The organism is Limosilactobacillus ingluviei DSM 15946 (assembly GCF_001435775.1).
GTDB classification, from domain to species: Bacteria; Bacillota; Bacilli; order Lactobacillales; family Lactobacillaceae; genus Limosilactobacillus; species Limosilactobacillus ingluviei.
Genome location: NZ_AZFK01000087.1, coordinates 84,019 through 103,636, shown reverse-complemented (window position 1 = coordinate 103,636; position 19,618 = coordinate 84,019). Strand labels below are relative to the sequence as shown.

The window sequence follows — 19,618 nt, the reverse complement described above, 5'->3', positions numbered from 1 at the left end:
GTGAGGAGGGAGATCATGGATGCAGGAAAGCAGATCCAAGCTGACGCTGAAACGATCACCAATCTCTACTCTAACCTTGAGAGCCGGATATTTACGGAGATTATCAAGGTGCTGCAACGGGGCAAGTATGCTGATGTAACAGCGGACAATGTATTGCAGTGGCAAGCCAAGCAGTTAGCTGATGCGGGGATGCTATTTGACGGAGTGATTAAACTGCTGGCCGAGTATGACCATCTGGATCCGGATTACATCCGCCAAACCTTGCAAGATGATGGCTACCAGATCATGGACGAGGTTAGCCAAGAGCTGCAAGAGCATGGCCGGCCAGCACAACCGATCAGCGATGAGTTAACAAATACGCTTGATTCGGCGGTGCGACAGACTACAGACACGCTCAACAACATAATTAACCAGACGCTACTTAGCCGTAACTTGGGTGTCAATCCCGCCATGCGGGCTTACCAAGAGATCCTTAAGCGATCTACGGTAGCCACGGTATCAGGGCTCAAGACTCACGAGCAAGCCGTTAAGGATGCAATCTATCAACAGGTAGAGCGTGGGATCCCGCTCCTGAGAGATAAGGCTGGACGGATCTGGTCAATTGAGGGCTACACGCGGACTGTCTTAACTACGACGGCCAATCGGATCTACAACGACCTGCGGACCAAGCGGATGCAAGAGATGGGGCAAGCGTTGTGTGTAATGACCAGTCATCCCAACAGCCGGGAAGCCTGCGCGTACATCCAGGGTCACGTGGTTAATGTCGTGCCGCCAGAAGATCCCAAGTTTAACGGTAAGTACGATAGCATCTATAATCATGGCTATGGTACGCCGGCCGGAACACTGGGGATTAACTGCCGGCATATGTTAATCCCATACACCGAGGGCGTCAACACCAATCACCAGCCCCAATATGATCCAGAAGAGGCCATCAAGAATGGTAAACTGGTTCAGCAGCAACGGGCCCGTGAGCGAGCCATCCGGGAGGCCAAGAAGCGTTTAAAGGTCGCTGAAGAGCTTGGCGATGAAGTAATGGTCAACCAAACTAAAACGTTGCTGAGAGCACGTCAGGCTAAGCTGCGGGAGTTCATCAAACAAACGAATGCTGATCGCAAGGTGCCAATCTTGACTCGCGATTATAGTCGGGAAAAGATTATCACTCGCGGGTCAAAATTCAGAACAGCTGAACGAGAATTAATTTCAGAGAAATCAACACGAAACGAGTTTTCCGTTAATCGGAAGCTGGTTAACACTGCTGAATTTCATAAACGTTTCAACGAGCTTCCGGTTCGTAAAGCAGCCAGAGAATCTCTGTATAAGCAATCCATTAAGATGTTGGAACATCGTGATGGAACAGCTTATGAAGATATTGTAGCCATTGATGCTCGAACGGGGAAAGTGATTGCCAAGAATGATACTTATGAACATCGCTTCCAAAGTGGATTTACTAATGCTGATGCACAGCTGCTTAATACTTATCCTGGGCGGATTATATTGCTTCACAATCATCCTGGAAGCACCAGACCGTCGTCAGCAGATCTTATTAGCTTGCACAAGCATAATGCTGTTGCTACTGCTGTGGTGGGGCATGACGGTTCGATTCGGCTTGTTAAAGATGATTATCGGCTTGTTGGAATAGAGGCTAAGTATCTAAAGTGGTATAATTACTACAGAAAAGATCTCGCTGAAACTCAGCAGCTTGCAGAGATCCATGCCATGAATCAGATTTACAAGGAGGTGCCAATCTATGGAACGCGATTCAATCAAACACGATGAAAGTAAGATGGGTTGGGTTATTAAGGAGCCTTGTGCTGATTGGACGGAAAAAGAACAACTTGAATATATTGCACTTGAAAAACAAGAAACTACTAAGCACTAGCATTCGCTGGTGCTTTTTTGTTCGACCCGAGCACGTCGTAAAACTGCTCTTTTTGTGTACCAATTCTCGCGGCTCGTAACCGCGTAACCAATTAACGTAAAGGAGCGATCACAATGAAACGTGAAGAATTAAAGGAACTGGGCTTAAACGATGATCAAATTGCGGCTGTGATGACCTCGTACGGTAAAGAAGTTAATCCCTTGAAAGAACAAGTGGATAGCCTGACCAGTGAACGTGACAACCTAAAGCAGCAAGTCAGTGATCGTGATGGTCAATTAGACGACTTGCGCAAGAACGCTGGGAAGAACGAAGAACTGGAAGCCACGATTAAGCAACTGCAAGAAGACAACAAGGCTGCTGCTGCCAAGTACCAAAACGATCTAGCCGCTAAGGAAAAAGGCTTTAAGATCGAAGGTGCTCTGCGTGATGCTAAAGCCAAGAACGTGAAAGCCGTACTCTCTTTGATTGACACGGAAAAGGTTAGCGTGCAAAAAGACGGGACCTTAGATGGCTTGACTGACCAAATCGAGGCAGTTAAGAAGTCCGACAGCTACTTGTTTGACGCTAAGAATGCCGGCCAACCAATTAAGTTTGGTGGCAACTTTGGCAATGGTAATAACAACAATGGTGCTGGCAAGGACGACATCGCCTCCCGGATTGCTGCACGCTTTGCAGGAACAGCAGAATAAGAAAGAAGGTATAGAGAATGACGATTGCATTAGACCAAAAAGATCTAAACACGATTGATGAAGAATTTGCCGCCGATTCCAAGATTTGGCAACCACTGACCGGTGGGGCTAAGTCAATTACGGCGGCCGACTTTGACGGCGTCCACACGGTCCGGGTAAACAAGATGTCTGGATTTGTTGAAGCTGCTAAGTACAACCGCAACGGTGACAACGCGCGGCACAACGTTAATATTGAAAAAGAATCGTTCGAACTAACCCAAGAAGATTGGATTGGCTACGACCTTGATCAATTAGACATGGACGAAAATGGTGCTTACCAAGTCGCTAACATGGTGCGTGAACACCAGCGGTTAATCACGGTCCCACACCGGGACAAGTTCGCGGCGCAAAAGTTGTATGACACGGCTAAAGCTGGCGGGAAGCTGGTAACGGATACCATCGATGCGAAGAACGCCCTAGCCGCTTATGATGATTTAGAAACTTATATGATCGACAATGAAATTCCGGGTGGTTATGTAATTTTTGCCTCATCTGCTTACTATCGGGCGCTGAAGAATGCTGATGGGGTCAACAAGAACTTCTCCACGAATACTCAACAGATCAACGGGATTGATCGGCGCGTTGGTCAGCTTGATGGTGGGGTGCCAATCTTGACGGTCCCAAAGGCTCGTTTGCAAGGCTTGAGCATTACCGACACAGTCAACTTTATGGCTGTGCCGTTGTATGCCGTCGCACCAATTGTTAAGTACGATACAGTCGATGTTCTTGATGCCTCAACCGACCGGTCTGGCTACCGGACGACTATTAAGGGTCTGTCCTACTACGACATCTTGGTATTTGACAACGCGAAGAAGGCTATCTATGTTGCGGCTTCCCCAAAAGCGTAGCCCCGCAGAATAATCTAAGCGGGGCCTTTGACCCAAGCGGATCAGTTAAGCCAACGGAGAGCCAGACTGTGGACCAGATCAAGGCCTACATGGACAAGCATGGGATTGCCTATACATCTAGCATGAATAAGGCGGACCTCTTAAAGGCGGTGGACGGCGATGCAAGTTAACTTAACCTTTGCTGAGTACGTTGATTTGGGCTACGCCAGTACCAAGGCTGATGATTTTGCCTTGCTGGAGCGTCAGGCCCAGCGGGCAGTGGATAGTGTGACGGATTACTACTATCAAGATCATGTCATGGCTGATGATCCGGATCAGCAACGTGTTGATGCCTACAAAGCGGCGATCTGCGAGCAAGTTGACTGTATCCAATCAACCGGAGTCTCGTCTTCCTACGAAAACGGGGATGATTTTAACGCTATCACGGTTGGCCGCCTATCGTTGCAGCCAGCTAACCACGTCACAAAAGACAGTATGGTGGGCGGCGTTTGCAAGGAAGCCTATCGCTTACTAGCTCATTATGGCCTGCTCTATCGCGGAAGGGGGAGTGATCTGTATGTTGCCACGCATCCTCAAAAAGATGTGTAACCAAACAATCACTCTCGCCTTGCCAACTGGAGAAGAAGACGACTACGGCAAGCCAGTTGTTAAGCAACAACAAATCGACAACGTGATTGTCCAACCTCAAACGATCTATGCAGGCAACAGCAATGGGCGGCAAGTTACCGCCAATGCTGTTGTTTTTATTTTGGGGCAAGTTTCGGCACCGATGCCAGAATTGGGTCCGGATTGTGTGGGCTGGCATTTGCAGTTTGAGGGGCGTGACTATACGATTACCCGCTTTGTTGACAACCGGGAGCCGTTTAGCAATGACGTGTACTCGTATGAGCTGGAGGTGTTGTAATGGCAGTTAAAGTTACTTATGGCGGCCGCTTTCCCGACGACTTGATCAGCAAGGCCCGGATTGAGCGAGCCAACTATGATCTGGCTAACCAGGTCATGAGCGATATGGATCAGTTTGTCCCGTACAAAAATGGTCCGCTATCACAATCAGCGCATATTGCTGCTAACGGCAAAACGATCATCTATACACCACCGTACGCCAAGGCGCAGTTCTACGGCTTTATCAATGGTCACCGGATCCGTAATTACACACGGACGGAGCATCCTAAAGCTACTCGGCGTTGGGACTTGCGGGCCAAGTCGCTATACCTATCCAGTTGGCAAAAGCTGACCGCAGATTTGATTTTACGAGGTGGACCACATGGATCTTAAAGAACGCGTGCGCGAGTCAATCAATAGTTTGGATTTGCCAGTTAAGTGCCTGCTGGGCTACTTGGATGGCAAGCACAGTCCAGAACTGCGGCTACAAATGTTGCCGGGCTCTACGGTGATCGACGAAGACTATGCTGGCAACAAGACTGAGACCTACGCAATGGAAGTAATCATGGCCGGCCCAGACGAAGGACTGATTAACGAAACGCTGGGCAAGATTGCGGAATTGTTAGCTGATCATGATTACATCGTGACCAGTAAGGATGATTCGTTTGATTTTAGTGGAGTGGAAGTTGCGTCCTTCCCGCACCCGATCTTAGCGGATGCGCAAGGAGACGTAACCTATGTATTTGATTTCAAAGTAACAGTAGACACCTACAAGAAAGGATGATCTAAATGGCAGAACCAGAAGCACCAACGAAGATTGGTAAATTTGACCTGAACTGGCGGAATAAGCTGGAAATTGCAATCGATGGTCAATCAGACCCCGCCAAGGCTGATGAGGCCAAGTGGGCTCCATTAGCCGCTGGGATTAACAACATTACGCCGGCCGGGAACGACACGGCCACTAACGACCAATACTATGACGGCGAAGGGTTTGGGAGCGCAGACGTAACGTCCAAGCGGTTCCAGCTGACCATCGCCGGCCACCGTTTAGCTGGGGACCCAGCACAAGACTTTGTGGCCTCCAAGTCATTGGCAATTGGGGACGACCTCAAGACCTTATGTCGCTTTACATTATCCAACGGGGACGTCATTATGGGTCAAATCACCATGCAGACGATCGTAGCAACTGGTGGTCAGCCAGGGGCCAAGCAAACCTTTAGCTTTGTGGCTGTCTTTAACGGTAAGCCAACTTATACGGTTAAAGCTGCTCCGTCTAGTGTAGGAGCTGGCTAGGGTTAGTTAGTAAGACAGAGACGAGGAAACGTGAGACGGGAGGCAACACATGTCAGTTATTAATTTGGATTTAGACGCTAAATTTGCTTTTGACTTCAAGCGGCGCGTAATCATTGCTGGGCGCGAATATATCATTAGCTTTAACGACCACTTAGACACGACGCTCAAGGATTTGGACTTGGACGTACAGGGCCTGGCCGAAAACCTGAATAAGCAAAGCGACAAATTTGAGCAAGAAATGACTGTCGATGACCGCAAGCAGTATATCCACCAGGTCAACCGTCAGGCCCAAGAACGGGTCTTAGCTAGTTTGGACGCGATCTTTGGCGATGGCGAAGGCCAGCGGATTTACGACTACTACGATCAAAGCATGTATGCAATGGTGCGGATTGTAGAAGTATTGCGTGATACCTTAGCCGAAATCAACGGCGAGAAGCGGGATAACGATGCTGCTAAGCACCAAGCCCGGAAGCAATCTTATACCCGTAAACGGCGGCGTTAATCATGCTACGGCTAACCAATGATCTTAAGCGCGGTTACCAGCTACGTGATCGGGTCTATAAGCTGAACCTGGCATACGATAATGTCTTGCGATTTTATGAGCTGCTTGATGACGATCATTTTTCAGCTGTCGAAAAGGCCCAGACGGCTTTTGAGATGTTCTTCGGCTTTGCACCTGGCCCGGATGATGATGAGTATATTGCAGGAGCCTTTGAAGGAATTGCCAAGTACTTATCTGAGGATCCTTACGAGGATACGAGCGCAGGCACGACTGATCTGGTAGGCAATGATTTTACTCCAACCAGATACTATTCGTTTACTCAAGACGCGGGGGCAATCTATGCCAGCTTCCGGGAACAATATGGGATTAATCTGATCGAAGAGCAAGGTAAGTTGCAGTGGGACGAGTTTAAGGCATTATTTGCCGGACTCGGGCCCAAGACTTATTTTCAGCGGATTGTGGCGATTCGCCAGGCAGATCCAAACGACTACGAAGGCAAGGAGCAAGTCGACTTGCTCGAAGCACAAAATCGTTATGCTTTGGCAGATAACCACAGTGAAGAAGCCGTACAAGCTCAATTAGCCGGCTTTGCGGATGCGCTGAAAGGCTGGGCACTATCATAGGAAGGAGGGACCAACATGGCGGCAGATGGAACAGTCAATATTGATGTGATCTTGAATGACCAGGCCAGCGAGAAGGCCAAGCAGATCGATACCATCTTAAAAGGGATTGGTGACGATGCTGGCGAAAAGATTGATGATCAGATCGGCCAAGAGCTCAACAAGGCAGTTGATAAAACCGAAAAGGCTCACGATAAGATGGGCGAAGCCTTGAAGAAGCCCGTTAAGCAAAAAGTTGACGCTGACACTAAGGAAGCCGAAGAAAAGACCATCAAGCTGGTCAAACGCTACAAGGACCTCCCCGACGAAGTTAAGACCAAGTTGGTGGCCGATGCACAAAAAGCTGGGATCGAAAACTTTGACCACCTACTCAAGAAAGTACCTAAGAAGGTGCTGACAGAGTTGGCCACTAAGGCGCAGAAGGGCGAAGTCATCGACTACGAAGCGTTGCTTAAAAAGGTACCCGCGAAGGTCTTAACTAATTTGCAGGTAAACGATAATGCCTCACCGGCGCTGCGCAAGATTAAGCAAGAAGCTGACTCGACGGCGACTCATTTTACCAGTTTGAAGGAGATCGTTGCGGGGACCTTTGTTGGTGGTTTGATGACTCGTGGGATCAGTATGATCACTGGAGCAATGGGCGGATTAGTGCATGAATCAATGAACGCTTCTGATGCCATCTACAAGTTCAAGTCAACGATGAAGCTAGGTGGCTTTGGATCGGATGAAATCAAGTCCGCAACTGCTGAAATGAAGAAGTATGCGGATCAAACTGTGTACGATTTAGGCGATGTTGCCAATACTACGGCTCAACTGGCTGCCAACGGGATCAAGAACTACATGGAGTTGACCGAAGCGGCCGGGAACCTCAATGCTCAAGCTGGTGGTAGTGCTGAAACATTTAAAAGTGTAGCGATGGTAATGACCCAAACCGCTGGGGCCGGGAAGTTAACCACCGAAAACTGGAACCAACTCGCTGATGCTATCCCTGGGGCCTCTGGAGTGTTGCAAAAAGCCATGAAGGACAACGGCGCCTATACCGGTAATTTCCGTGATGCTATGGAAAAAGGTGAAATTACAGCCGAAGAATTCAATAAGGCAGTTACCCAACTGGGGATGAATAAGGGGGCAATCGAAGCCGCCAAGAGTACCGAAACCTTTGAAGGAGCATTTGGTAACTTACAAGCTAACGTCATTAGCGGGCTTAACGATATGATCAATGCGATCGGCAAAAAGCGGATGACAAACATGATCAATGCTGCTTCCGATGCGGTCGTTAAGTTGACCGGGTTTGTCCTTAAGATGTTTTCGGCGTTGGCCGAGCATAAGCAGATTGCAGTTGGGCTGGCAGCCGTATTAACTGGGCTGTTTGCGACCCGGAAGATCATTGATTTTATCGGTGCGCTTGGTCAAGCCAAACGCGCTATGGTCGAATTTGGCTTAGCCAGCGAAGCCGCTAATGCTTTAGGTGGCGGTGCCGGTGGTTTGGGTCGGACTGCGGCTGGTGCGGTTGGGCTTGGATCGCGGGCTTTGTCCTTTGCGGGCAAGGCAGTACCAGTTGCGGCAGCAACGATGGCGATCGGCTCGGAATTAACCTCGAAAAACAGTACCAGCCAAAAGATCGGTGGCTCGGCCGGTGCAGTTGCCGGAACAGCGCTCGGTGCCTTTGCGGGATCCTTTATGGGCCCGGCCGGAACAGCAATTGGCTCGGCCGCTGGATCGTGGCTGGGAACTAAAATCGGGGAGAAAGCCGGCGAATTTGCCCAAAAAGCGCTCAAAGGCAAGACACTGGTCGCCTCGACTAAGATCAAGATCGATTCCGACACCAACAATCTTAGTAACAAATTATCGCCGAACCTGAACAAGCTGAATAAGCTGACTATTCAGGCGGAGATTGATCAAAAGTCGATTAATGATACCAAAGCTAAGACGGATCAACTCTTTGCCAGTATGAGTAAGTCGGTGGACAAATACTATGCTGATAAGGAAAAGAAGGCCCAGAAGGACCTCCAGCAATTGGTTAAGCAAGGCATGCTGACCCAAGCCGAAGCTGACAAGCGGCTTAAAAAGATGCAAGAGGCCGACCAAAGGGGAGCCGATGCACGTAAGAAGTCGTTAGATAAAATGCAAAATGATACTAATGCCCACTATCAACGATTGGAAGCCTTACAGAACGGCTCTAATGCCAAGTTACAAAAGATTGCCCAGAAGTATGGTACCGACTCTAAAAAGTATCAAGATGCCCTACACAAGGCCTTGGAAAAGGAGAATAAGAGGTACTCTGAACAGTTGGCTCGCGATCAGATGAATGCGAACGGTAAAGTTACCAAGAGTGTTAACAAGGGAGCCAATGAGCAGCGCAAAATCCTGCAAAAGCTGAGTAAGGACAAAGGTAAACTCAGTATGCAGGACCTCAAGCAAACCGAGAAGGATGCCAAAAAGCAATATGAAGCGGCGGTAAAGCCTGCTAAAAAGGCACGCAACGAAATCATCGCAGCCGCCAAGGATAAGTACAAACAGACGGTCAAGCTTGCTGAAAAAGAACGTAAAGAGAATCACTCCATTACTCAGAAACAATATAATGATATTGTTAAGCACGCTAAAAAACAACGTGATGATACGGTCGATGCTGCCAATGACCAGTACAAAAAGGTAACTAAGTCCGCTAAGAATCAACATGATAAGGTTGTCCACGAGGCCGAGTCCCAGAAAAATAAAGTTATTATGGCCGCGAATGGTCAGGCAACTGGGCACGCCCAAGCAGCGTCCAACGAATACTCGATGGTTAACAAAAACGTATCGAGTGGGAGTAGTCGAACGGCATCAATTTGGAACAAGCTTGGTGGTCAGATCAATAAAGTGTTGAAAGTATTTGAAGCCAGCCAAAAAGTCCCAATGCTAACTGAAGCATACGCAACTGGGACGGGGGCCTTAGTAAATGATCAACTTGCCTTGGTCGGTGAAGAAGGATTTGAGTTGGCCCACACCCCACGTGGATATGAAGTGCTGGGGAAAGAGGGCCCAGAAATCCGGTACCTATCAGCCGGGACGTCGATCTTAACGCACGAACAGTCTAAGCAAGTAATGGCCCTCAACGGCGGAAAACTACCGGGCTACGCTAAAGGGACTGGTGCTAAGATTGCCGACTTTGTCAGTGGTGCGTTAGATAGTGCCGGCGATATGTTGGAAGAAGCGTTTGATTTTATCGGAAAGAGCGCAACTGAAATCTGGGACAAGATCAAAAACAGCATCGGCTTAGATCGATTGTTAGACGCCTTGCCACGACCATGGCTTAACCAGACCTACGGGAAAGGATCAATCCGGATTGCTGAGCATTCGGTTGGTAACTTCTTGAAGAAGATGGCCGATAAATTCATGGAGAAGATCGGTGCAATGGGGGTCAGCGAAGGCCTCATCCGAGCGGCGGCGTCACTGATGAAAGTCAGCTTAAGTGCTGGTGATGTGTCACACATCATGAATGTTATCAAGCATGAGTCTGGTGGTCGAGCTGACGCAATTAATGGCTGGGACTCCAACGCGAAAAAAGGCACGCCATCTAAAGGGATCTTGCAGTATATTGATCCGACCTTCCAGACTTACGCCATGCCAGGTCACACTAATATCTGGAGCCCGTTAGACCAATTGATTGCGTTATTTAACGACTCAACTTGGCGATCTGACCTTAAACTTGGTGGTTGGGGCCCAACCGGTGGCCGGCGCTTTGCTTTGGGCGGCTGGGCTGATCGTCCATCAATTTTTGGCGAGGTGCCTGGCGAACCTGAGGTGGCGATCAATCCACGTCGGGACACGGCCGATGGACTAATTGCCGATGCGATCCAAGCCCGTGCCCAAGTTGATCCAAATGGATTGGCAGGGCGATTGGCTAAGACAATTACTGCAGCTAAACAGCAAGCGGCTGGGTTACTGCCCAATGCATCTCTCCCCCACGCTGGGCAAATTTTGGCTGATAATCGTCAAAATGGTGGTTCAGCCGCCCAAGGGGATATTAAGCTTGCCGTCCAGCTTGATGGCAATACGATCGCACGGGTTGTATACCCAATTCAAAAGGCTTTCCGGGCTCAGGAAATTATTGTCCACAACAACGGCGGCGCTGTACCAGTTGGCCGTGCTATGCCAGTAGGGGGTGCATTCTGATGGCAACGATTATCATTCAGCGACTAGATGGTACGGTCTACGATCTAGACGCGATGGGCTTTCGGGTCAAAAAATTTGATATTCCACTACCTAATTACAATCACTCTTACCAGCAGATTGGGAATTATGGTTCCACTTTGATTGGCACGCAGGCACAACAACTAGTGATCCCACTAGTTATCGACATCACGGCTATGGATATTCACGATTATAATTTTCAACTTTTACAGCTAAGACGGGTTTTTCGATCTGATGAAGATTTCTTCGTGATTAATATGTATGCTCCATTTATCCGTTGGCGGTGTCGTGCAGAAGCTGTGACCCCTAGCCAAAACGGTAATTTCTGGCGAGCGTCTGACGTAACGATTAATCTGGATTGCCCATCAGGGTTTGCTGAATCGGTGGCAACCACACAAGACCCGGTTGATCCACCTAACAACGGGTGGGGATTTGGGCAGGGATTTAATACTGAACAGATTCCAAGCTATATCTACACCACTGCTGATTTTACTTTCTTCAATGCTGGGGTGATCCCATTAAGGGCAGACGATCGGCCAGTTAAAATTACCTTTCAAGGAACAGCCCCGAATGGCTTTACACTTACTAATAACACCACTAAGCAGTCCTTTAAGCTAACTAAAGGTGTTAGATCGTCAGACGTTGTCACGATTCTGGGATTCGTTCCTAGTATTAACGGGAAGCAAGAGTACAGCTCTAGCGATCATGGCTTTTTGGATTTTGCCGTTGGCGAGAATAAGCTACATCTTGATGGAGCTTCTGGTTTCACGATGAAGTTTGATACAAGATTCTATTACTAGAAAGCGGGGATGAAATGCTATCGATTGGGATTGAAAATTATGATGGTCAGCAGTCTGTTGTTTCAGCCTACGGGGTATCAGTAACGACAACGATCAATGCACTTGCCACGCTTTCTTTTAGCTTCAACGCTACTGGCCAAAATCTACTTGCAGAAGGATTAATTGGACCATATACGCTTTTTACCACTCCAGACGGTCAGCAGTACCGGTTAACTACTTCCAACCCAGTTCCTAATAACGAATTCAGGGTGTACGCGATTAGCGCTACACATATTGGTCGAGACTTAAACGATACGTTTGTGGAAGATACGTTAAAGGGCAAGCAGTCTTTAAAAGCTTGCATGGATTTAGTGGTTAAGGACACGGGATTCAAGTATCAAATCGATGATAAGTTTGATGACCATGATTTTGGTGATGCTGAGATTGGCAATGCCGCTGCGGATAGCATTCTGTCATCGATTGCCGAAGCTTGGTCTTGCGAGTACTACTTTGATAACAAAACGATTCATCTAGCCAAAAGCATTGGCCGCGATGGATCGTTTTTATTTATCGACGCAGTTAACGCTTCACATATTGCATGGACAGAAAGCTATGACAGCGTAAAAACGGCTATTAAAGGATATGGGAAGCAGGTAGAGCAAACCACCAGTAGTACCGACGATTCTGGTGATAGTGGTAGTGGTAGTGCTAGCGGTGGTGCGGCCGAGTTTATCAGCTATACCCGTTCGTTCGTTGGGCGGGTTCCGTATGTATGGGGTGGTAATACTCCGAGCGGATGGGATTGCTCCGGATTTGTGGCGTATGTGTATAACCATTTCGGGGTACCAATGCACCAACCAACCACCTATGAGGAGTATCAAGGATCGGTTGTTGGCCCGCCATATCAGACGGGTGACATGCTGTTTTGGGGTGCACGTGGTGGTACCTATCATGTTGCCTTAGCCCTAGATAGCAATACGTTAGTGATGGCAGCTAATCCTAGTCGGGGAACAGTACAGCAATCAATTAATGCTTGGCGACCTGATTTTGGAGTGAGAAATGGAGCAATGGCAGCGAAGTTAAGTACCGGTAGTACAACAACAACGTCTGCCCCACAAGAAACAGTTGAGGATGCAGCGCCAGAATACACCTGTCAGGCCGAATATATTAGCCCGTTAGCCAACAAGAAAAACATTGGTAAGCGGTGGGCTGAGCCATATTATTCCGATACCATCACGGACGAGGGAGCTCTTAAAGCAGAGCTAAAGAAACAACTCCATGACTACCCAGATGTCCAATATACGGTCGATTGGATTAGTTTTACTAAGAATGTGGGCGGTTTTGCCAATGAAATTAAAATCGGCAATAAGGGATGGTTACGTGACCGGATGGGGACCGATGTTAGTGTTAGGATCCAGTCCATCACACAGGTATTGGATAATAGTGACCCAAGTAATAAAGGGTCGATTACCTTCGGAAACAAGATTTTTGATGCGTCAGTATGGAATGACCGGCAAAAGTCGGCAGGGGTTACTAAGGAACAGCTTGAAAAACTCCAGCGGCGAATTAATCAGTTATCCAATATCACTACAACGCAGTTACCAACAATGAACAGCGATGAGGAGGCTACGCTAGATGACTATCTTAAATCCCACGAATCAGAAAGCAACGCTAGTCAAGACGGATGATGGTAAACGAATCATTGTTGACGAGTTAATGGTTGACAGTAAAACCGGGGTTATTGGAAAGGGGTACTCGCCAGACAATGGTAAAACGCTGGTAGTAAAGCAAACCATCAAAGGAAATCTATACGATCAGGATGATGCAAATAAGCTCTCACCACTACTGAACAAAATCCCGGTAGACAGTCTTAAATTACGATCCCCTAATGGGACGGTTTTCCTACTATCAGTTGATGATGATGGAAAACTAGCAACTCGAAAGGTAGGTGAAAGCAGTGAAGCAAATTAGTTTACAGGATGTAGGACTAACTGATCGGTATAACCGCAATCGTGCCCAAAGTAATTTCAAAAAAATCGAAGACGCAATCAACAGCAATGCCATCACAGCGGAAGAAATGTACGCCGAGCTCAATGGCAAGCTGGCGGCGGAAGCCAATATGCGGAAGGCGGGTGACGACAGCGAGGCACGCGACCGGCGGGTGGCGGATACCACCGAGGCCCAAGCGCGGGCAGAAGCGGACCAAGGACTGGAACAACGGATCGCTCGACTGGAGCGGTATATCTTTGACGGCGAAGTCCGCGACACGCCAACAAACATTTTTATCTAAGTAAGGAGTGTAAACAAATGGAAAGTCACGTAAGTCATAACAACGACCGAAAATATTATCGGATTGCGATTGATACGGCCAAGGAAGGCGATCAGATCTTTAACCTTACCGAATATTTTAAGGGCCGGGTAGGAGATCGGAACTACGGGCTCCAAATGACTTGGTACGAGCAGGGGAGCCTTAAAAACGTCAAGGGGCTCAAGCCGTATATCCGCGGGAATGTTGGGCACTACTCAATCGGTGATGACGGGGAAATCATCATGGCTCCCGACGCAGCAGTTGTGAGCTATGTTGGCGATCCGAGCGACACTGACGTAGCCGGCCGGGTAGTGTACCACTTCCCAGAGCAAATGTTCCCACAAGAGGGGATCTTTTACGGCTTCGTCGGTCTGATCGATGATTCTGACGGTGATCAGCGCTTAAGCGGGGTCAACGTGTGGTTTAAAGTATTAGCTGGTGTAGCCTACATGGGTAAGGCCTCAGCTTACTACATTGGTGAGATTGATAAATTAATCCACAATAGTGAGGAGCGAATCCGACAACTGCTGGATCAAGGGCAAAAGGACGTTGACGCCAAGCAAGCCGCCTTGCAAGCTATTGTCGATGATTATAAGGCCAAAATAAGTGAGGTCATTGAGCGACTTAACGCTCAAGGTCAAACCACTAACTCCATGATGGAGACCGTCAAGGCTGGGCTGACGGCGTTGGAGACCAAGATCAAACAAGATGGCTTATTCACGAAAGATGAAGCAGAAAAATTTAAGCAGGAAGTCAACAATGGATTGAATGAGTTGAAGAAGAACGTTTCGATTTCACAGGGCTTAAACGTTAAAGATTTTGGTGCTGTAGGTGATGGGACTACTGACGACACTAAGGCTTTCCGAGATGCTTTAGATAAGGCTGATAGCGGTCCAATTAAGCGGGTTTTAATTCCTGACGGTGAATATGTTATCACAAAAGGACTTATTATCCCTGATGGCGTTGGCATTGTCGGTATTGGTTCCGAAAGAAGTACAATTTTATCAGCGCAAGGAATTAGTTTCTTACTGGAGCTCGGCAGTCATTCAAATGTTACTAATTTCACTATGTCTAGTTTGAATAACGGTAAGGATATTACTCTGTTAAAACTCGGCGATGATGGACGTGGAGTAGCCGACTGCTATGTAGATAAGATTTATCAACATGGCTCTAATCAATTTAAGACATATGGCGTTCGTTCTGCAGTCACTAACGGCAATATTTTTGGCAATACAATTAATGTAGTACAAGAGATTATGTATGATGGAGTGCTACTATCATCAAATAAAAATACTTGGATCAACGGAAACGATATCGACGTAACTACAATTGGGTACGCTCACTCATCCGTTTACCTTACGCCAGGTGATGATTCATCTCTTAATATCGCGCAGAACAACATCAAAGCTCATTACGAAGCTATTCCTGAGGCAGAAGGTCAAACTTATGATGCTAAAGATATTATTGGTGTTCGGGTTGAATTTGGAGATCGAAATCACTTTAATCTTCGCAGTTGGGATGATGACGGTAAGGGCGTCAAGGCATTATCCGTTGTCCCGATAAGTTTTACCAAGAACCTTAATAACTACCGTGACAACGTTTTTGAAGGTTATGCAGAGTCTGATATCGTCACCAATTTCTACACGGCTCACGCCAACGATTTCAGTAACCTGCGCATTGCCAAAAATAGTAGAGGGAACTTTAACGGCGACTACCCACATTTGCATGCCGGTAACTTTAATGTTACTCGTAATCTAATCAGCGATGATCTGATTACAAATATGGTGCGGGGATATTCAGTACCAATTTTCGTTTCAAAAGACGTAACTACGATTTGGTCGACTTACGATTTATACGGCTCTGAAGTACAGTGTGATTCAAACAAAGGGGAAATGTACATTACTCTTAATGGTAATGACCACAACTTGATCCCTGGCATGGGGCTTCTAACGGTTGGATTTGATGTTCGATTTGATTCTCCAGAGGATTTGTCTGCAATAACATTAAGAGCCGGATTTTCAAATTTCCAATCGACAACCGCGAACCGCATGGATTCAGCTGTAGAGGGACGAGATGTGGCTGTTGATACGTCAATGTTCGGTTATCGGGTTGTCGCTAACGTAAACGTTGGTGATGTTAGCGCATACGATACTCACGCTTTAACATTATCCTGGAATGGCTTACAAGGAGGCCACCTTAAAGTTAAGCGTTTCTTCGTTACCCCAGGATATATTAATGCTTCCCAAGAAGTTTTGCCCGGTCCTTCTAGTAAGAAATGGTTATCAAATCGACCAGCATCACAAATTAAGAATTTCCAAGATATGTTTTTCCACCCGATGCCGGATTCGCTTGTTATCAATCCGATGGAATTTGATTCCAGCAAGCTCAGTAATGGCGACTTTCCAAGTTATCCAGTCTATTACTAACGATTATTTTTATTAGCATCCTCTACAAAAATCGGTGGGCTTTTTTGTACGTAATCTTTTATGGTTGGCGGACGGAGAAAGGGGAGATTATGATGGACCCACATCACTTTGCAGGTCTCGATTGGGGCGAATGGGTGGCGATCTTGACGCTAGTTGCTGCCATCGCAGCTTACGCACGATCAGGCATTAGTCGCACTGCGCGCGAGTCATCACGGCAAGATTTTGATCGCATTAACGAGACGATGAATGGAGTGCGTGAAACAATGGCTGAGCTGATTGTAACCATCAAGCAATTGCGATCAGATATGGAAGAGCGCAAGCAGACTGAGAGCCGTATGCATCAAGCCATTGATGATCATGAAAGGCGTTTGATTAGATTAGAAACACAGCAGGAGGAAGAACGATGAAAACTAACTTGCAACAAAAATTTTTGAACCACGATGGTACGTTAAACAAAACCACCATCGCAGCTTTTTTAACGTTGCTGATTGTCTTGGCGCAACAAATCATGCTCGCTTGCGGATTCTCGTATGGGCATTGGGATCAAATCGCTGGCATTATCAACACGATCTTAGCAGCCGCCTCAGTGGCCGGCTTCGTGGAAGGTGCTGGTGAGGTAAAGACCAAGGAGGATGACACACATGAATAAGACACAACGCAAAGCGCTGGCCCTGATGGCTGGCGCTTTTTTGATGGCCGCCGCCTTGCCATCAGCAGCCCATGCCGATCGCCGGTTGGGTCAGGACGTTGCCAGCTACCAAGACAGTACCCTGTGGTGGATGCAACAGCGCTATGCCTTGGGGTCGCGATTTACCATCGTCAAATTGGGCGGCTCTGGTGGCCTAGAGGGGGCACATTACCAAAATCCCAAGGCCAGTGCTCAGCTCGCAAACGCGCAGGCTAGTGGCCAAGACATTGGGGCTTACTACTGGGGGCAATTTGGGGCAGATAGTAATTGGGCGCGGACGATGGCCCGTTACGCCATCAGCGATGCCCAGCGTGTAGGCCTCAAAAAGGGGTCGACAATTGCACTGGATTATGAGGCAGGGGCAACTAACAACGTCCAAGCTAACACCCGAGCAATCATTGCGTACATGGATACGATTAAGGCTGCTGGCTATAAACCGGCTCTCTATTCCGGTGCCTGGTACTTGCAGCATTACGTCGACATTGAGCAGATTGGCCAGCGCTACGGGACTTGTCTGTGGGCGGCATCGTACATCACTACGGCCAACCAGACTGGGCCAAACTTTAACTACTTCCCAAGCATGAAATATGTTGCCTTATGGCAGTACGCTGATAATTGGTACGGTGTAGACGGTAATGTTGAACTGATTGATCATTTTATTCGAACTGGTGAGGTCAAAGAGGATACGCCAGTCAAGCCAACCCAACCAGATCAGTCAAACCGGACGGGGAGCACGTACACGGTCCAAGCCGGTGACTCTTGGTGGGCCATTGCACAACGGGTTGGATTAGATATGTATCAATTGGCCCAATTAAATGGTAAGACCGTTAACGATGTTATCCATCCTGGTCAAGTCCTTAATATTACAGGGACAATCAAGGACGGTGCAGCTGAAACTAAGCAGCCATCGAGTCCGGCAACATCGAACTCAGCGGCAAAAGGTGGCACTAGCAAGGCCGAGCAACCAACTACCCAAAAGACATGGACTGATGAGCTGGGCGACACGTGGCACAGGGAGAGTGGCACATTTACCAGTAATACTTGGCTCCATCTACGCTATGGCGCCAAGCCGCTATCGACCACGCTACTATATGCTGGACCGGGATTGACGATTAAGTACGATGCCTGGTCCCGCCACGATGGATATGTATATGTACGTCAACCGCGAGCCAACGGGTATGCATATGTCGCAGTACGTAATGCACAAACTGGTGAGGCCTACGGAACATTTAAAAATTGAAGTAAGACATCTTTTAAGTGGACAAGGTCTATAAATTTAAAGACAAAAAGCGTTTTTTGAGATTCTTGTGAGGCTATAATGCCCTCTGAGTATACAGATGAAATAGAAAATTCATCTAGCATACTCGGAGGGCATTTTTCTATGCCGCTTCCCACGGTGGTGGGGTAATCCTCAAATCATAAGTTAACACTTTAAATTGTTATAGCGGATATTAATAGCTATTTAGGATGTTTTATGTTGTAATAATAAATAGTATATTAGAAAGTATAATGAGGTGATTTGTGTGTTGTTTATCGATGAGTCTGGATCGATAACGAGAAATAAATCTCGGAACTGTCGGTATTTTGTGATTGCAATCGTAGAGAGTGATAATCCATCACACGTGAAAAGAATTTTCAAAAAAGCAAAAGTAAAATTTTTGAAGACACATGCAAGCAAAAATTATGCGATTCTTGATTATCGTAAAGAAATAAAGGGCTCAGAAATGCCTTCAAAAATGAAAAAATATATCTTTAACGAATTGAAGAAAAAAACTGACGTTAAATTTCATTATATAGTTATAGATAATCATCATTTAAAGGATGACTTTTTTGATAATGTAGAATTATGCTTTAATTTTGTTCTATGCAACTATCTGAAAAATTTGCTGCAACTAAATAACCAAAAAGATCTTTCGATACAATTAGATGAGCGGAATTGTTCTGTAAAGAGTTTAAATAGTCTTGACGGATATTTGAAAATAGAACTAATGCTTAAAAATAATATAATCAATGAATTTAACGGATGTAAATATGTTGATTCGACTAAATCGGATCTTGTACAGGTAGCAGATATGGTTGCAAATACTGTTTATAGGTCTTGTAAGCATGATTCAAAAGACGGAGCTAATGCATTAATAATGAATCAATATTTTAATGATGGAAATATGTATTTTCCTAATCGTGCTAATAATCTTGAATGTTATACTCATGATATCTACAAGCTGATTGACAACAATCACAAAAGGCATTAAAATTAAATCGAAGTTATAGTAATTCGACTGATACCGCGCAATGCTTTTGTGACAGACGGCAAAAGGAAGGACGTAAGCTACTTTGGGAAGTAGTCGGCCAGTCGTAGTAACTAGAAGGGCTGTTAGCCCTTTTTTATTTTGTAATATTGATAGCCCTAGCAACGGGGCTGTACCATATTGAGTAGCTATCTAGAGAGCTGGAGAGAGCACAAAACCGCCCCTTAATAACTTTGGCAGGTT

General features: G+C 46.8%; 21 protein-coding genes. All 21 read left to right on the top strand.

What is annotated here, in order from left to right:
• Nucleotides 1–15: 15 nt before the first annotated feature.
• The 21 genes from FC43_RS10950 to FC43_RS10045 all read left to right on the top strand — a co-directional run bounded on the left by FC43_RS10950 (nucleotide 16) and on the right by FC43_RS10045 (nucleotide 19,378).
• Nucleotides 16–1,776, top strand: coding sequence for a phage minor capsid protein (locus FC43_RS10950; RefSeq protein WP_082611504.1), 1,761 nt, complete (start codon nucleotides 16–18; stop codon nucleotides 1,774–1,776).
• Entirely contained in the window at nucleotides 1,748–1,879 is a 132-nt protein-coding gene (locus FC43_RS11515) for a hypothetical protein (RefSeq protein WP_268872362.1), read from the top strand. Before FC43_RS10950 ends, FC43_RS11515 begins: the two co-directional genes overlap by 29 nt.
• 113 nt (nucleotides 1,880–1,992) lie before the next feature.
• Entirely contained in the window at nucleotides 1,993–2,568 is a 576-nt protein-coding gene (locus FC43_RS10135) for a phage scaffolding protein (protein ID WP_056955572.1), read from the top strand.
• 17 nt (nucleotides 2,569–2,585) lie between these two features.
• The gene (locus FC43_RS10130) at nucleotides 2,586–3,455 is read left to right on the top strand and encodes a hypothetical protein (protein ID WP_056955571.1); all 870 of its coding nucleotides are present in this window, start codon (nucleotides 2,586–2,588) and stop codon (nucleotides 3,453–3,455) included.
• A gap of 159 nt (nucleotides 3,456–3,614) precedes the next feature.
• Entirely contained in the window at nucleotides 3,615–4,043 is a 429-nt protein-coding gene (locus tag FC43_RS10125) for a head-tail connector protein (protein ID WP_056955570.1), read from the top strand.
• On the top strand, nucleotides 4,012–4,359 hold the full coding sequence (locus FC43_RS10120) for a putative minor capsid protein (protein WP_056955569.1): 348 nt from the start codon (nucleotides 4,012–4,014) through the stop codon (nucleotides 4,357–4,359). The genes FC43_RS10125 and FC43_RS10120 overlap by 32 nt, the downstream gene beginning before the upstream one ends.
• Entirely contained in the window at nucleotides 4,359–4,730 is a 372-nt protein-coding gene (locus FC43_RS10115; protein WP_056955568.1) for a minor capsid protein, read from the top strand. Before FC43_RS10120 ends, FC43_RS10115 begins: the two co-directional genes overlap by 1 nt.
• Nucleotides 4,720–5,121 carry a hypothetical protein gene (locus FC43_RS10110; RefSeq protein WP_056955567.1) on the top strand — a complete coding sequence of 134 codons (402 nt, stop codon included), beginning with the start codon at nucleotides 4,720–4,722 and terminating at the stop codon, nucleotides 5,119–5,121. The genes FC43_RS10115 and FC43_RS10110 overlap by 11 nt, the downstream gene beginning before the upstream one ends.
• 5 nt (nucleotides 5,122–5,126) lie before the next feature.
• On the top strand, nucleotides 5,127–5,630 hold the full coding sequence (locus tag FC43_RS10105; RefSeq protein ID WP_056955566.1) for a phage tail tube protein: 504 nt from the start codon (nucleotides 5,127–5,129) through the stop codon (nucleotides 5,628–5,630).
• A gap of 49 nt (nucleotides 5,631–5,679) precedes the next feature.
• Nucleotides 5,680–6,132 (top strand): hypothetical protein, encoded by a 453-nt coding sequence (locus FC43_RS10100; RefSeq protein ID WP_056955565.1) that lies wholly within the window; start codon nucleotides 5,680–5,682, stop codon nucleotides 6,130–6,132.
• 2 nt (nucleotides 6,133–6,134) lie between these two features.
• Entirely contained in the window at nucleotides 6,135–6,755 is a 621-nt protein-coding gene (locus FC43_RS10095; RefSeq protein WP_056955564.1) for a Gp15 family bacteriophage protein, read from the top strand.
• Nucleotides 6,756–6,770: 15 nt separating this feature from the next.
• Nucleotides 6,771–10,907 (top strand): tape measure protein, encoded by a 4,137-nt coding sequence (locus FC43_RS10090; protein ID WP_056955563.1) that lies wholly within the window; start codon nucleotides 6,771–6,773, stop codon nucleotides 10,905–10,907.
• Nucleotides 10,907–11,725 (top strand): phage tail domain-containing protein, encoded by an 819-nt coding sequence (locus FC43_RS10085; RefSeq protein ID WP_056955562.1) that lies wholly within the window; start codon nucleotides 10,907–10,909, stop codon nucleotides 11,723–11,725. Before FC43_RS10090 ends, FC43_RS10085 begins: the two co-directional genes overlap by 1 nt.
• Before the next feature lie 14 nt (nucleotides 11,726–11,739).
• Nucleotides 11,740–13,392, top strand: a complete 1,653-nt coding sequence (locus FC43_RS10080) for a phage tail protein (RefSeq protein WP_056955561.1) — start codon at nucleotides 11,740–11,742, stop codon at nucleotides 13,390–13,392.
• The gene (locus FC43_RS10075; RefSeq protein ID WP_056955560.1) at nucleotides 13,340–13,675 is read left to right on the top strand and encodes a hypothetical protein; all 336 of its coding nucleotides are present in this window, start codon (nucleotides 13,340–13,342) and stop codon (nucleotides 13,673–13,675) included. The genes FC43_RS10080 and FC43_RS10075 overlap by 53 nt, the downstream gene beginning before the upstream one ends.
• Nucleotides 13,662–13,994 carry a hypothetical protein gene (locus FC43_RS10070; protein WP_056955559.1) on the top strand — a complete coding sequence of 111 codons (333 nt, stop codon included), beginning with the start codon at nucleotides 13,662–13,664 and terminating at the stop codon, nucleotides 13,992–13,994. Before FC43_RS10075 ends, FC43_RS10070 begins: the two co-directional genes overlap by 14 nt.
• A 17-nt stretch (nucleotides 13,995–14,011) precedes the next feature.
• Nucleotides 14,012–16,438 carry a glycosyl hydrolase family 28-related protein gene (locus FC43_RS10065; RefSeq protein WP_056955558.1) on the top strand — a complete coding sequence of 809 codons (2,427 nt, stop codon included), beginning with the start codon at nucleotides 14,012–14,014 and terminating at the stop codon, nucleotides 16,436–16,438.
• Nucleotides 16,439–16,530: 92 nt separating this feature from the next.
• The gene (locus FC43_RS10060; RefSeq protein WP_202812969.1) at nucleotides 16,531–16,845 is read left to right on the top strand and encodes a hypothetical protein; all 315 of its coding nucleotides are present in this window, start codon (nucleotides 16,531–16,533) and stop codon (nucleotides 16,843–16,845) included.
• Nucleotides 16,842–17,087, top strand: a complete 246-nt coding sequence (locus FC43_RS10055) for a hypothetical protein (protein ID WP_056955556.1) — start codon at nucleotides 16,842–16,844, stop codon at nucleotides 17,085–17,087. The genes FC43_RS10060 and FC43_RS10055 overlap by 4 nt, the downstream gene beginning before the upstream one ends.
• The gene (locus tag FC43_RS10050) at nucleotides 17,080–18,366 is read left to right on the top strand and encodes a GH25 family lysozyme (protein WP_056955555.1); all 1,287 of its coding nucleotides are present in this window, start codon (nucleotides 17,080–17,082) and stop codon (nucleotides 18,364–18,366) included. Before FC43_RS10055 ends, FC43_RS10050 begins: the two co-directional genes overlap by 8 nt.
• Before the next feature lie 283 nt (nucleotides 18,367–18,649).
• Entirely contained in the window at nucleotides 18,650–19,378 is a 729-nt protein-coding gene (locus FC43_RS10045; protein ID WP_056955554.1) for a DUF3800 domain-containing protein, read from the top strand.
• Nucleotides 19,379–19,618 lie beyond the last annotated feature (240 nt).

What these genes read in the sequence shown, in the direction of transcription:
- FC43_RS10950 (WP_082611504.1), top strand. Translation starts at nt 16, where the DNA reads ATGGATGCAGGAAAGCAGATCCAAGCTGACGCTGAAACGATCACCAAT.
- FC43_RS11515 (WP_268872362.1), top strand. Translation starts at nt 1,748, where the DNA reads ATGGAACGCGATTCAATCAAACACGATGAAAGTAAGATGGGTTGGGTT.
- FC43_RS10135 (WP_056955572.1), top strand. Translation starts at nt 1,993, where the DNA reads ATGAAACGTGAAGAATTAAAGGAACTGGGCTTAAACGATGATCAAATT.
- FC43_RS10130 (WP_056955571.1), top strand. Translation starts at nt 2,586, where the DNA reads ATGACGATTGCATTAGACCAAAAAGATCTAAACACGATTGATGAAGAA.
- FC43_RS10125 (WP_056955570.1), top strand. Translation starts at nt 3,615, where the DNA reads ATGCAAGTTAACTTAACCTTTGCTGAGTACGTTGATTTGGGCTACGCC.
- FC43_RS10120 (WP_056955569.1), top strand. Translation starts at nt 4,012, where the DNA reads ATGTTGCCACGCATCCTCAAAAAGATGTGTAACCAAACAATCACTCTC.
- FC43_RS10115 (WP_056955568.1), top strand. Translation starts at nt 4,359, where the DNA reads ATGGCAGTTAAAGTTACTTATGGCGGCCGCTTTCCCGACGACTTGATC.
- FC43_RS10110 (WP_056955567.1), top strand. Translation starts at nt 4,720, where the DNA reads ATGGATCTTAAAGAACGCGTGCGCGAGTCAATCAATAGTTTGGATTTG.
- FC43_RS10105 (WP_056955566.1), top strand. Translation starts at nt 5,127, where the DNA reads ATGGCAGAACCAGAAGCACCAACGAAGATTGGTAAATTTGACCTGAAC.
- FC43_RS10100 (WP_056955565.1), top strand. Translation starts at nt 5,680, where the DNA reads ATGTCAGTTATTAATTTGGATTTAGACGCTAAATTTGCTTTTGACTTC.
- FC43_RS10095 (WP_056955564.1), top strand. Translation starts at nt 6,135, where the DNA reads ATGCTACGGCTAACCAATGATCTTAAGCGCGGTTACCAGCTACGTGAT.
- FC43_RS10090 (WP_056955563.1), top strand. Translation starts at nt 6,771, where the DNA reads ATGGCGGCAGATGGAACAGTCAATATTGATGTGATCTTGAATGACCAG.
- FC43_RS10085 (WP_056955562.1), top strand. Translation starts at nt 10,907, where the DNA reads ATGGCAACGATTATCATTCAGCGACTAGATGGTACGGTCTACGATCTA.
- FC43_RS10080 (WP_056955561.1), top strand. Translation starts at nt 11,740, where the DNA reads ATGCTATCGATTGGGATTGAAAATTATGATGGTCAGCAGTCTGTTGTT.
- FC43_RS10075 (WP_056955560.1), top strand. Translation starts at nt 13,340, where the DNA reads ATGACTATCTTAAATCCCACGAATCAGAAAGCAACGCTAGTCAAGACG.
- FC43_RS10065 (WP_056955558.1), top strand. Translation starts at nt 14,012, where the DNA reads ATGGAAAGTCACGTAAGTCATAACAACGACCGAAAATATTATCGGATT.
- FC43_RS10060 (WP_202812969.1), top strand. Translation starts at nt 16,531, where the DNA reads ATGGACCCACATCACTTTGCAGGTCTCGATTGGGGCGAATGGGTGGCG.
- FC43_RS10055 (WP_056955556.1), top strand. Translation starts at nt 16,842, where the DNA reads ATGAAAACTAACTTGCAACAAAAATTTTTGAACCACGATGGTACGTTA.
- FC43_RS10050 (WP_056955555.1), top strand. Translation starts at nt 17,080, where the DNA reads ATGAATAAGACACAACGCAAAGCGCTGGCCCTGATGGCTGGCGCTTTT.